The organism is Erwinia sp. PME.40.26/001, assembly GCF_055556675.1.
In genome coordinates, this window is sequence record NZ_JBVHNP010000009.1 from 32,217 (window position 1) to 44,674 (window position 12,458).

A 12,458-nucleotide genomic window follows, 5' to 3' on the forward strand; every position below is an offset into this window, starting at 1 on the left:
CTCCTCAAAACCTGGCGGCAATGCTAAGGGGTTCGCGCCCAAACGGCGACAGAAATTTTCTCCGGCTGATTTTCACCACGATGCGGGCTTAAAGGCCTTAGATACGCCGCTTCAGGCCATGATCGGTTTTTTCGCGATATTTCATTCGGAAAATAAATTATGAGCAACGTGTGTTTTTAAGTGTACCTGTTATTAGTCGCTTTTAATCTAAAGGTGTCGGAATTTTTATAAAAGATGCCAGTCTTAACGCTTTTATTTTATATTTTATATTTTTTATAGTCTCACTTGTGAGTCATGTGTGTTTATTTAACGCAAAAGCTTGCCATTCCGTACGTCGCGCAATTAAGATAATTTTTTGGATTCTGGTTTTAATAGAACGTGTATTGATTCGGGATGAACACCCACATGGAGGATGTATGTATAACAGATACACAGTGGCAATCTCTGACGACCACCCGCACATCATTAATTCACTCAAGGTACTGTTCGCCAGGAGCGATCGTTTTTCTATTACTAGCGAAACAGTATGTGGAAAGAGTTTACTGAATGTTTTAGCCTCCACACCAACAGATATCGCTATTACGGATTTTTCATTGAGTTCAGACCGTTCGGCTATCGATGGTTTTGCCAAGCTTCGTGCTTTGCATAGCCGTTTCCCGGCGATGAAAATTGTTCTGCTCACTTCGCAGAATAATACGGCGATCCTCAGAGGGGCGTGTGATTATGGCGTTAAGGCCATTGTTAGCAAAGCGGATCCGGTTGATGAAACAGTACAGGCGTGCCAACACATTACCACGCAGTCGGGATGTTATTTCTCATCGTCATTCAGTCACATTAAGAATTATCTGGTAAAAGGTCAGGAAAAAGGAAGTCCGCTTACTCCAAAAGAGTTAGAGGTGATTAGGCTCTTTTCATCGGGCTATACGCTATCAGAAATAGCTCATCGTCAGAATCGAACGATCAGTACCATATCAACGCAAAAATATAACGCGATGCGTCGGCTGGGAGTCTCTTCAAACATAGAGTTAATTCGTTATGCCTACGCTCAGGGATTAATTTAAGTTTACTGGCGTCTTACTTTTTTCCATTTACTCTCTTTATTTGACAGTAAGCGTCTCAGGACTGCATTAGCGTTCAAGGGATGAAACAGCGGTTTTCCTGCTGGCCTGTTATTTGATCAGTACCTGGTACCATCACCGCGTTGTACCGTTTAACCATCGTCCCCCTATCGCCCTGAACTCACGGCGGGGTGGCCCATTAAAAAGGCGGGGAGTTTCCCCCCCGGTCGGGCAGTCACAGGTCTGTTGCTCTCGAACCGAATTAAGTGCGTACAGGCATTCACCGGCGATCGGCGAAGCCTGACGACTCACAGCTTTTCCCAGGCTTTCTTCAGTCCGGTCTCTTCGTCGGGGTCGGCCCCCTGAAGTGGCGGTGTTTCCTCTTCTTCCGTGACGGCCTCACTGTCAAATGACGGCATGGTTTCCTCAATCATCTGCTCATCAAATGCCGGATTCAGTGCAGGAGACAGCGGAGAGCTCATCAGACTGTCTGGCATCGCAATATGCGGAACCGGTGCATCTTCCACGAACTGTGCTGCATCCTGTTTCACTGTTCTGCTCAGGCCGACAATCATCAGCCCACACAGGGCGAAGAAGGCATACAGGGTATTGCCCCCCAGCGGCTCCATCAGTAGCCCCACCACTAACGGTCCGATACTGGCACCTACCCCAAAGGCCATTAACAGGCAGGCGGCCAGTGACACGCGTCGTTCCGGCTCAACCAGGTCATTGGCCAGCGCCACCGCCAGCGGGTAGAGTGAAAATTGCAGCATGCTGACAACGAAACCGAGCACCAGCAGCAGTGAAAAACTGATCTGCGGCAGGATCGCCAGCGGCAGCGCGGCAACGATCAGCACAATGGCATTCAGACGCATCAACAGGGTTCGGTTATAGCGGTCAGACAGCCAGCTGAGCGGGAACTGGGCCACCAGACCGGCAAATATCGCGATAGCCATAAAGAGGCCGGTTTGCCCGGTGGTGAGCTGCTGCTGGCTGGCGTATACGGGGGCAAGACCGTAAAAAGAGCCGACCAGCATCCCAATAGCCAGTGTGGTAGCCAGCACCTTCGGGATTGCGCCAACAAAATAACGCAGCTCCATCGGGGCCGGGGAAAGCTGACGGGCGTGCGTGCGCGTGGTCAGCGCAATAGGTACCAGGCAGAGTGAAAAACAGAGTGCTATCAGCAGTAACGTACTCAGGCCAAGGTCAGTTTGCAGCATCAGCACCACCTGCCCGAGCGACATGCCAAGATAGGTGGCCACCATATAGCAGCCAAAGACTTTGCCGCGCTGTTCCGATTCAGACTGATCGTTGAGCCAGCTTTCCAGCACCATATACTGGCACATCATACACAGGCCAATAATCAACCGCAGGCCGACCCAGACCGGGATAAACCCGGTTAACCCGTGGCACAGCACGGCGGCGGTGATGATGCCGGCACAGGAGACGTAGGTGCGAATGTGGCCGACGCGGGCAATCAAAAAGTGGCCGACTTTGCCACCGATCACCAGACCAATGTAGTTTGCAGCGATAATCGCCCCGATCAGCCCCCCGGACACATGGGCCGAGGTCAGGCGCAGTGATACGTAGGTCGTCAGCAGCCCGGAACCGAGCAGCATTAACAGCGTCGTGGTATAAAGCGGGAAAAACACGCCTAACGTCTTATTCACTCTGCCCCCTGGGGAAATATTGAGCCGGTCCGTTGAGCGCCGCACGCCCTTAACACATGAAGTTTGTGCCTTGTGATACTAGCAGTTTCAGACGTGAGGGCAACTCAGGTGGGAAAAGAGGGGGCCAGTAGCGCTGCGGCTACTGGCCGGGATCAGTTCTTTTTCACAAACTCGGACTTCAGCTTCATCGGGCCAAAACCATCAATTTTGCAGTCGATGTTATGGTCGCCTTCCACCAGGCGAATACTTTTTACTTTCGTGCCCATCTTCAGCGGCGTGGAACTGCCTTTGACCTTGAGGTCTTTAATCACCGTGACGCTGTCGCCGTCTGCCAGCAGATTGCCGTTGGCATCTTTCACCGTCAGGGTATCGTCGGTGGCTGCATCTGCGCCGTCAGCCCAGACATGTCCGCACTCAGGGCAGTTGAGCATTGCGCCATCCTGCCAGCTGTATTCTGAGTGACATTTTGGGCAGGGAGGTAAAGTTTCCATTATCATCCTCAAGTAAATCCATAATAAAGTAAGGGAATAGTTTACCCTGTCAGCGACTTTCTTCCTACCGCTGTTTGCCCGCAGCGATGATACCCAAAAGGTATCGCCTGGTTTGAAATTCAGCGCATAACTCAATCATGAAAGAATACTGTTTCATTTTATGGAGGGGTTATGAAAACAAGACAGCTGGGTCAGGATCTGAGCGTGAGTGCTATCGGCTACGGTGCGATGGGGCTGAGTGAATTTTACGGTGAAACAGACGATAGCCAGTCTCTGGCACTGCTCGGCCAACTGGCGGAGGCGGGCGTAAACTTCATTGATAGTGCAAATTTATACGGCCGGGGTCATAACGAGCGGCTTATCGGCCATTTTTTAGCCCAGCTTGATCCTCATACGCGCAGTCAGTTTAAAGTGGCCACTAAATGTGGCATCGACCGCGATCCTGATGACGCCTATGCGCGAAAAATAAATAACCACCCGGATTATATTGTTCGCTGCTGCCATGAATCTTTACAGCGTCTGGGCGTGGAAAAAATAGATCTTTTCTATCTTCACCGCGTGGATAAAGACGCTGATATCGAAGAGAGCATGCGCTGTTTGTCCCGCCTGGTGCAGGAGGGGAAAATCGGTCATGTCGGGCTGTGCGAAGTCTCTGCTACCACCCTGCAAAAAGCGCACGCCGTGTTTCCAGTGACGGCGCTGCAAACCGAGTACTCGCTGTGGACGCGCGATATTGAAGAGAGCATTTTGCCGATGGTGAAGTCGCTGGGGATTGGCTTAGTGCCTTATTCTCCACTGGGTCGGGGTTTTCTGACGGGTAAATATCTGAAGAACGCGGACTTCCCGGAAGGAGACTTCCGCCGGAACAACGCGCGTTTTCAGCAGGATAATATCGATCATAATCTTAAGCTGTTAGACGCCATTGCACCGCTCACGCAAAAGTACCACTGCACGTCGGGGCAGATTGCACTGGCATGGTTACTGGCGCAGTATGATAAAACGGTGCCTGTCCCCGGAACCAAGAATGTAAATTACCTGGCAGAGAATGCTGCCGCTGCCGATCTGGTACTGGATGCGTCAGATGTCGTGGCGCTGAATAATATTCACAGAACGATTTCGATTAAAGGTAGCCGTTATTCCGAAGAAGGGATGAAAGGCGTTAATGCTTAACCAACTGATGAGCCAGTAAAAAAACCCGCCAACTATCCGGCGGGTTTTTTTTGAGTATTTTTTCTGTGCGCATGTTAACGCGTTACGCTGAGTGCGACACCTTCCCCCCCGCCGATACATAGCGCAGCGATACCTTTATGAAGGTCTTCACGAATTAATCCATGAATTAACGTGACCAGAATACGGCAGCCGGACGCACCAATGGCATGCCCCAGAGCGATCGCGCCACCGTGTGGGTTAATTCGCTCTGAGGGGACGCCACAAGCGTGTGCTACAGCCAATGCCTGGGCAGCAAAAGCCTCATTTGACTCCAGAATATCGACCTCCTGAGGCGACCAGTTCATGCTCTTGATATTCATTTCAATAGCGTTAATCGGTGCAGCCCCCATCAGTTCGGGCTCAATACCGGCATTAGAGAAGGCACCGAGTGAGGCGAGAACAGCCATTCCCCGTTTTTCTGCAGTTTCCCGACGACAAAGCAGCACTGCAGCTGCACCATCATTCAGAGACGAAGCGTTACCCGCTGTCACTGTTCCCTCTTTTTTAAATACGGTTTTTAATCCAGACAGCTTTTCAATGCTGGTATGACGAGGACATTCATCCTGAATCACACTCCGTGGTTCGCCTTTCCTGGTCACCCATTTTACGGGAACAATTTCTTCAAAGAACAGTCCTGCTTCCTGAGCTTTTAACGCCTTGCGGTGAGAGCTCAGGGCGAACTCATCCTGCATTGAACGGGAAATATTATAGTCAGCAGCGACATTCTCAGCGGTCACGCCCATATGGTAGTGATGGAACGCATCCCACAGACCGTCAGCAATCAGACTGTCCTGTAGCGCACCTTCACCCAGCCGAATTCCCTGCCTGGAGCCTGACAGGATATGTGGGGCATTCGACATGCTTTCCTGGCCTCCGGCAATCACAAACTCGGCCTCCCCACAGATGAGTGCCTGCATGCCAAGGTGTACGGCTTTCAATCCTGAACCACACACTTTGTTAATTGTTAGCGCGGCGACCGCGACAGGAAGGCCGGCATTTAGTGCTGACTGCCTGGCGGGATTCTGGCCGCAACCAGCAGTCAGAACCTGACCCATAATGACCTGGTCCACATCCTCTGCGGGCAATTTACTGTCGGCCAGCAGCGCTTGAATCACTACGCTACCCAACGACGTGGCCGAATGTTCGGCCAAACCGCCCATAAATGCTCCTGTTGCCGTTCTTTTCGCCGCAACAACCACAATTTCATTCATTTCTTTCTCCACTGTTATGAGAAGAGAAGCGTGCAGTTGCTGCGCGATAGGCCGTCAAGCCATTCATACAGGCAGGAACACCGGCGTATACCGCCATCTGGATGACTATCTCAAGCAACTCTTGCGGTGTGACACCGACATTCAGTGCGCCACGCATGTGCAACTCAAGCTGAGGCTGTGCATTACCGGATGTTATCAGCGAGGCCACCGTTAACATTTCGCGTGTTTTGAGGTCCAGACCGGGGCGCCCAACGATGGCCCCAAAAGCATAATCAGTAATCAGATTTGGCAGGTCTGCATCCAGTTCTGCCAGCCGGGATGTCACAGAATCGGCGAGCCCGTCTTCGAGGCGATCCATAATGTCACGGCCATAGCGGGTCAGTTCAGCATCGTGTTTCATGCAATATTCTCCATCATATTTTTCGTAACAGGCTTGTCGGATGGAATGAACACAACGAGCAGGAAGGAAAGAGCGATAGCCACGCCTGCGGTCACAAAAAGTGCCGGAAGTGACAGGGCAGAAACCATCCAGGCGCCAACAGAGGCACCGATACCGATCGCGGCGTTAAAGAAAGAGACATAAATTGCTGAGGCAGGAAACGCTTCTTCTCCAGCCACACGGAGTACCCATGTCTGGAAACCAACAAAGATGCCTGAAACGGCAATTCCCCATAGCATGACCGCTGCCAGTACTAAAGGTAGGGGCAATGACTGAGCCTCCAGACCCAGCGCGACCAGTACGATACCAATCAGCAGAACGGAAAGAGAGACGGTCATTTTAAGGTATTTATCGATCAGCATACCGGTCAGGAAGTTTCCGGCCAGACCGGCGATGCCGTAAATAAATAACACAACCGGTATGAAAGCCGCGGAGAGTGCAGGCTGGGTTTGCAGCCAGGGTTCAATAAAGGTGAAGGCAGCAAAGTGCGCGGTAATAGCCAGCAACGTCGCGGAGTAGATTTTCCACAATGTGGAGGAACGTAAAACATTTTTCAGTGCGCCCAGCCCAATCGTACTTTTGACGCTGATATTCGGGACAACCCACATCATGCCAACAAAGGCAACCACGCTCAGAATTGACATCAGCCAGAAGGCCTGACGCCAACCGAAGTTCAGACCAATATAGTTTGAGAGAGGCACGCCAAACACGCTGGCAGCCGAAACACCGCCAAACACAATGGATGTGGCTACTCCGAGGTACTTAGTTGGAACCATAGCCACCGCCGTGGCTCCAATCATTGCCCAGAATGCGCCGTGGGCCAGTGCGCCGACGACACGTGCCGCCAGCAATACCTCATAAGAGCTCACTGTTGCAGACCACACGTTCGAAATGAACAGGACAACAGTGAGTGACAGGAGGAGGATCTTTTTGGGGAAATTACCCAAAAATACCGAGGCAAAGAGTGCACTCAATGCGCCAATCCAGGCATAGAGTGATACGGTCATACCAATCTCAGATTCAGAGGCATGAAGCCCGTTGGCGATAGGCGTGAGTAAACCTACCGGAGCCAGCTCTGTCGTTACAATGGTAAAAGTGGATAAAGCCAGAATAAATAATGCCACCCATGTGCGGATGGACATCGTTGACTCTTTTATATCAGAGACCATGATAATTTCCTTGTTAAGTTTTAAATGTTGCGCCAGCCTTTCAGTGCCGCATAATCCATTAGCCTGATGTTCTTCCCTACGCAAACAGGATGTCCTGTTGCTTCCAGCATCGGTATGTCGGAGATATCATCACCATAGGCATAGCAATCTTCAGCCCGAATATCGTTATCATCACAGAAGGAAAGTATTGCCTCTTTTTTTCCGCTTCCAATTGTTTGTGGCGTGCCAATCTTCCCTGTTAGCGTACCCTTTTCATTGATTATTAAGGGGGCGCAAATAATGTTTTTAACGCCTAAGTAATCTGCAATAGGCTGCAGAAGAGGCAACATCGAGCCGGAAACAAAAACGGGTGTTATTCCATTTTTCTGATGAAAGCGTAGCTCTGAAACTGTTTCGTTAATAAATATGTCTTTATTAAGGCATTGCTGGAACCATTCCTGGCCAGACTTATTCAGCGCATCGAGAGGGATATGAGTAAATTGCTGGTAATAATCCTTATTTAGCAGCTCTCGTCGCTTTCCATTTTGCATGTCTTGCTTAAATCTGGTGATATATTCATTATATTGAGTTAAAAGTCCTTTTTCTTTACACCAGTATTCATAAAAACTAAACATGCTTTTAAAGTTTATGATGGTTTCATCAACATCAAAGAAAGCAGCGACTTCATTCACACTGACTCCTTGTAATTTTTTCTTCTGCTTTTTATTGGGAATTGAGGATCATTGCCGCAAATGCCGGCATCACTCCAACGTGAAGGTAAAACTTCATTAATAACTACCGATATTTTATCCAGTGGTGCCCCACTGGTTTGGTGGACGGCGAGTGTGACGGCTTCCATCATATTTTGTACCTGTGCTTCATTACTCATTTTCCAGGTTGAAATGTGAATAAAAGGCATTGTTTTTTCCTCAGGGGGTCGTCGTAAATTCATCAAATGAGCGAAATTTAAGTTTTAATTGAGCGTGTATATCACCGCCCAGTCCATAAAAACCGATAGCGCCGCCATAACTTTGTTGAGTACTCATATAAAGCACCACGACATTAATAATACGATTGCTGTGGTGGTGACGTTTTGGAAATGGATTAGGCAATTCTGCCCAGAAACTGGCGTGGCCTGATTCATCAGTAATAAATACATTCGGTATGCCTAGTGGACCGGGTCTGCTGGTATTTTCCGGGTCCAGGTCGCGCTCGCGCAGACTCATTATGGTATACAGACTGTTCGGCACCAGATGATGGAACACAAACTCGAACCGGGCACTTTTCCTGTCGCCAGCGACACTGACAACCAGTTCTCCTCTGGCAGCCAGCCAGTGACGTAATGTGACTGGAGAGATTTTCCGCCTGCCATCGCTGTCGCGGTAATCAGAGATATGTCCCTGATGCAGAGGAAGACTATCACGCTGCTCTGAGTTGGCCTTTGGTCGCTGCTCAGGTGCGAATAACATATTGTAGTTATTTAAAGGGATCGGTAAAGGCAGTGTGAATAACACAATCTCTTCAAGTTCTTGAGGCGTTACTTTTTCCAGAAAGCGCACTATCGTGTAGGGTGCGACCTGGCCAAAAGCGGGTAGTGGACTCTGTGGTGAAACGAGGGCGCGACCCCATCGAACACCGTGTTGACCGGGTATCATACCCTCTACAACAAAGTTACCCTGACTATCCATCACCTCCGCAGGGGGGTAAAGCGGCCCCTGCGTGGTGGCAGCCAGTTCATACTTCCGGCTGTTTTCAGGCATGGATAGCCTCTACCGGGGTCTGCTGTGCAGCAATAAAGGCATTTTGTGTCGCTGTCATTGCCAGTTCACTCTCTTTGCTGCTGATCACCTCGGAAGGATAAACTGTAAATGATACATCCATCGTCGCGCATGCCGTCTCGTGTTGAGTAACACGAATTTGCGCTTTAAAACGTGCGCGGCGATCATTAATATCCTGCTCCAGAATTTCGTAATGCATCACTGCGGGCAGCGGAAAAAGGAAATTGCTGAAATTAATAGCCATGCCGTTTATCACGTAATAGCGGTTTTTATTGCCGCTAAAGAAGAACTCTTCTGTTACGGCAATAAAGGTTTGCCTGCATGCTTCCACTAAAAGCATGCCCTGAATATGTTGCCCGGTTTGATGGTCGGCCATCAGTTCGCAGCGCTCATCAATCAATAAGGGAAGCGCGTATAACTTATCGTTATGTTCTACTTTTTCAGCAGCACCAATCAGCACATTGTGTTTTATTTTTTTATGTGCGTAACAGTTCTTCTTTGCCTCTGCCAGTTTTTCTAATGAGATGATGTTTAATTTGTTATCATGTATCTCATTACGCTTCTGGTTTTTGATGACTTTTCTTGCAAAGTCATCTCTGACACCCTGGCCAACAATGATTTCATGTTCAGTATCGATTATTTTAGCCGGTATTTGTGTAAGCAGTTCCAATTGTGAAATGGTTAAAACATTTTTACCATTTGTAAATTCACTAAATTTATCACCGACAACAAAAATTTTCTTAATTTTCATATAATCTCACTTTCAACAAGAAAAGGCGCTGTAGATACGAGTATAAAGACCTTCATTACCTCCGGTAATATAATTATCACCGGCTTGTTGGATAATGTTCTGATAACGAGTATTTGTGAATGCCTCTTTATACTCATCTTTGTCACCATTAAATGATGAGATAAACATAACTCCTGGCAGAGCACTAATAAGAGAGTGAAAAGCTTCAAAGCTGGATATTTTATCTCTGTTGTCGCGAACAACATTGAAAATGGTCTCATCACGCCAGTGGCGATATTGCGAATAATTATCAGCAGGAACTTCAACGTGACGAAGTTGAATATATTTAGTGTCAGGTAGCGACTTATCAGTTTCGATAGGGGCTTCTACATATTTCACCAACTCGCGGCGAATATCACCTGAAAGAAGCGATGCCATATTATGGAAGGCGGCCTCAAGCTCACCCTCTACCCACGGAATCTCTTTTATATCGTTAAATGAACGAAGTTCAAGAAGTTCATGGATATCATTTTCCTCAGAGAAAAAATATTTTTTCTCTGAAGTGGATTTTAGTCCGGTAATTGCAGAAGGGTTTACGTTGTTTTTGAGTGGGAAGCGGGAAATTAAAACATATTTAGCAGACATGATAGTTATCCTTAGTGGGCGAATTTCAGGAATAAAAATATCATCTGGATTTTTTATGAGAATTGTTAATTTTGTAATACGGTTTAGGTATCACAAGAGGTTTTGGTTTGTAACATATTGATTAATTTACAAAGACTTTCAGGTGAGATAATATGTTAACCATCAAATCGATGCCAAAAACTGAATAATGCCCCAACAGCTGCGGAGAATTTGTGGACAGCATTAATAGTAAGTTACCCAGCATAAAGCAGTTGCAATGCTTTCTTGTGGTTGCTCAGGAGCTTAACTTCAGACGTGCCGCTGAACGGCTGCGAATGACTCAGCCACCGTTAACCCGGCAGATTAAATCCCTGGAAGATGCACTGGGGCGTGAGCTGTTTACCCGCAATACCCATGAAGTTCGCCTGACAGAAGCTGGCGCCATGCTGGTGGATAAAGCAACGCACCTGATTAATGAGTTCACCAAATTCGTTCGTGAAATGAATAAAGAGCCGTCCCATCTGCGAATTGGTCTTACCCGCACGCTCAGTTTCGATAATATTCCTCAGGTTAATGACAAAATAAAAAAACTGATGTGCGCCGAAGAGATCGAGATACAGAATCAGACATCCAGTCAGCTTCTGCAGTCCCTCTCTAAGGGGCAGATGGATATGGTCATCATCGGTGAAAAGAGTTTGCACAGCGATCAGGATTTTAGTTTTCACTGGATCTACCGCGAACCACTCCTGCTGGCAATGCCGTCCTCTCACCCTGCCAGTTTAAAAGAGAAGGTTGCGCTGGCTGACATTGCTGATCTGCCGCTGTTCTGGTTCCCCCGCCATGCTAACCCCGTCTATTACGATAAATGTGAGGCTTATTTTCAGCATCTTCCATTTACGCTCAGGCGCATAAAAGAGCCGGACGACTCTCTTGTGCTGCTTGCCAGTATTGCACGGGGTAAAGGAATGACGCTGATGCCGCAGTCGATGTGTACGTTTAATCAGCAGGGATTATGTTATCGCGCGCTGGCCGACGATGCACAGTCGTCACTGAATATTGATGTCTACGTGGCAACGCGGAAGCATGAACGACGGCAGCCGGTCATTAACGGCGTTGAGGCTCTGGCAGAGAAAAATAGCGTAAAAAAAGCCCTGTAAACAGGGCTTTTTAATGCCATGAGAAGAGTATTACTCGATGTTCTGAATCTGTTCTCTCATCTGCTCAATCAGCACTTTCAGCTCTATGGCTGAGGCGGTGATTTCAGCATTAATGGATTTAGACCCCAGGGTGTTCGACTCGCGGTTGAACTCCTGCATCATAAAGTCGAGACGGCGGCCGACCGCTTCCTTCTTCTTCAGGATGTTATAGGTTTCTTTGACATGCGCTTCCAGGCGGTCGAGTTCTTCTGCCACGTCGACACGCTGTGCCAGCATTACCAGTTCCTGCTCCAGGCGATTATTTTCCAGCTGGACCTGCGCCTCTTCCAGACGCGTAAGCAGACGTTCGCGCTGCCATTTCAGTACGTCTGGCATATGCGTGCGCACTTTAATTACTTCGGCGCTGACTCCTTCCAGACGCTGTTCGATCAGCGTCTTCAGTGCGGCACCTTCGCTTTCACGGGCGATAATAAACTCGTCGATGGCAGCATCCAGCGCGGTCAGCAACTGGGCAGAAATGGTATCCAGATCCTGCTCTTCAGCCGACATCACGCCTGGCCAGCGCAGAATATCGACGGGATTGATCTCACCTTCATCGCTCTGCATTTTCACCCAGTTGGCCGCCTGCACCAGCTGGATGGCCAGCTTCTCATTCAGCACCAGCGAACTCTGAGCGCTTGGATCTGCGTCGAACCGCAGATTGACTTCGATTTTTCCGCGCGTCAGGCGATTACGGATGCGTTCACGGATCACCGGTTCCAGGCCACGGAATTGCTCTGGCAGGCGGATGTAGGTTTCGAGATAGCGTTGGTTGACGGAACGCAGCTCCCAGGCTGCGCTGCCCCATTCGCCTTTGGTCTCGCGCCGGGCGTAGGCGGTCATACTGCGGATCATTTTGCGTACCGTTTTAAGAAAAGTAGCTGCGATTATAGCGGTGCTGACG

14 protein-coding genes are annotated in these 12,458 nt (G+C 48.9%); 3 read left to right on the top strand and 11 right to left on the bottom strand.

All coding sequences use genetic code 11. The features are described 5' to 3' along the window. Positions 1–416: 416 nt before the first annotated feature. Positions 417–1,061 (top strand): response regulator, encoded by a 645-nt coding sequence (locus tag ACZ3HG_RS19340; protein WP_191935363.1) that lies wholly within the window; start codon positions 417–419, stop codon positions 1,059–1,061. Between the two features lie 305 nt (positions 1,062–1,366). Here the strand turns inward: ACZ3HG_RS19340 and ACZ3HG_RS19345 are convergent, their stop codons facing one another. After that, positions 1,367–2,728, bottom strand: a complete 1,362-nt coding sequence (locus ACZ3HG_RS19345) for an MFS transporter (protein ID WP_191935362.1) — start codon at positions 2,726–2,728, stop codon at positions 1,367–1,369. Positions 2,729–2,880: 152 nt separating this feature from the next. After that, positions 2,881–3,219: a zinc ribbon domain-containing protein YjdM gene (locus ACZ3HG_RS19350; protein ID WP_191935361.1), complete on the bottom strand. Its 339-nt coding sequence runs from the start codon at positions 3,217–3,219 to the stop codon at positions 2,881–2,883. Positions 3,220–3,390: 171 nt separating this feature from the next. Here ACZ3HG_RS19350 and ACZ3HG_RS19355 point away from each other — a divergent pair, with 171 nt between their 5' ends. Beyond that, a complete protein-coding gene (locus tag ACZ3HG_RS19355; protein ID WP_191937103.1) occupies positions 3,391–4,389 on the top strand; it encodes an aldo/keto reductase in 999 nt (332 codons plus the stop codon). A 74-nt stretch (positions 4,390–4,463) separates the two neighbouring features. Here the strand turns inward: ACZ3HG_RS19355 and ACZ3HG_RS19360 are convergent, their stop codons facing one another. From ACZ3HG_RS19360 to ACZ3HG_RS19395, 8 genes are read right to left on the bottom strand one after another with little or no spacing between them, the layout of a single operon-like run. After that, positions 4,464–5,639: an acetyl-CoA C-acetyltransferase gene (locus ACZ3HG_RS19360; RefSeq protein WP_465333952.1), complete on the bottom strand. Its 1,176-nt coding sequence runs from the start codon at positions 5,637–5,639 to the stop codon at positions 4,464–4,466. Then, positions 5,632–6,039 (bottom strand): carboxymuconolactone decarboxylase family protein, encoded by a 408-nt coding sequence (locus ACZ3HG_RS19365; RefSeq protein WP_465333954.1) that lies wholly within the window; start codon positions 6,037–6,039, stop codon positions 5,632–5,634. Before ACZ3HG_RS19365 ends, ACZ3HG_RS19360 begins: the two co-directional genes overlap by 8 nt. Next, on the bottom strand, positions 6,036–7,247 hold the full coding sequence (locus ACZ3HG_RS19370; RefSeq protein WP_465334028.1) for an MFS transporter: 1,212 nt from the start codon (positions 7,245–7,247) through the stop codon (positions 6,036–6,038). The genes ACZ3HG_RS19365 and ACZ3HG_RS19370 overlap by 4 nt, the downstream gene beginning before the upstream one ends. Positions 7,248–7,267: 20 nt before the next feature. Further along, a complete protein-coding gene (locus ACZ3HG_RS19375; RefSeq protein ID WP_465333956.1) occupies positions 7,268–7,918 on the bottom strand; it encodes an HAD family hydrolase in 651 nt (216 codons plus the stop codon). Next, positions 7,915–8,145 carry a tautomerase family protein gene (locus ACZ3HG_RS19380; RefSeq protein WP_191935356.1) on the bottom strand — a complete coding sequence of 77 codons (231 nt, stop codon included), beginning with the start codon at positions 8,143–8,145 and terminating at the stop codon, positions 7,915–7,917. Before ACZ3HG_RS19380 ends, ACZ3HG_RS19375 begins: the two co-directional genes overlap by 4 nt. Positions 8,146–8,155: 10 nt before the next feature. After that, entirely contained in the window at positions 8,156–8,986 is an 831-nt protein-coding gene (locus ACZ3HG_RS19385) for a hypothetical protein (protein WP_465333959.1), read from the bottom strand. Beyond that, complete coding sequence (locus ACZ3HG_RS19390) at positions 8,979–9,755, bottom strand: AfsA-related hotdog domain-containing protein (RefSeq protein WP_191935354.1); 777 nt, start codon at positions 9,753–9,755, stop codon at positions 8,979–8,981. Before ACZ3HG_RS19390 ends, ACZ3HG_RS19385 begins: the two co-directional genes overlap by 8 nt. Before the next feature lie 12 nt (positions 9,756–9,767). Further along, positions 9,768–10,379, bottom strand: a complete 612-nt coding sequence (locus ACZ3HG_RS19395) for a hypothetical protein (protein WP_465333961.1) — start codon at positions 10,377–10,379, stop codon at positions 9,768–9,770. 212 nt (positions 10,380–10,591) lie between these two features. Between ACZ3HG_RS19395 and ACZ3HG_RS19400 the strand changes: the two genes are divergently transcribed. Beyond that, positions 10,592–11,515, top strand: a complete 924-nt coding sequence (locus tag ACZ3HG_RS19400) for a LysR substrate-binding domain-containing protein (RefSeq protein ID WP_191935352.1) — start codon at positions 10,592–10,594, stop codon at positions 11,513–11,515. 30 nt (positions 11,516–11,545) lie between these two features. Here ACZ3HG_RS19400 and ACZ3HG_RS19405 read toward each other — a convergent pair whose 3' ends face one another. Beyond that, positions 11,546–12,409 (bottom strand): YicC/YloC family endoribonuclease, encoded by an 864-nt coding sequence (locus ACZ3HG_RS19405; RefSeq protein WP_062746939.1) that lies wholly within the window; start codon positions 12,407–12,409, stop codon positions 11,546–11,548. Between the last annotated feature and the right edge of the window lie 49 nt (positions 12,410–12,458).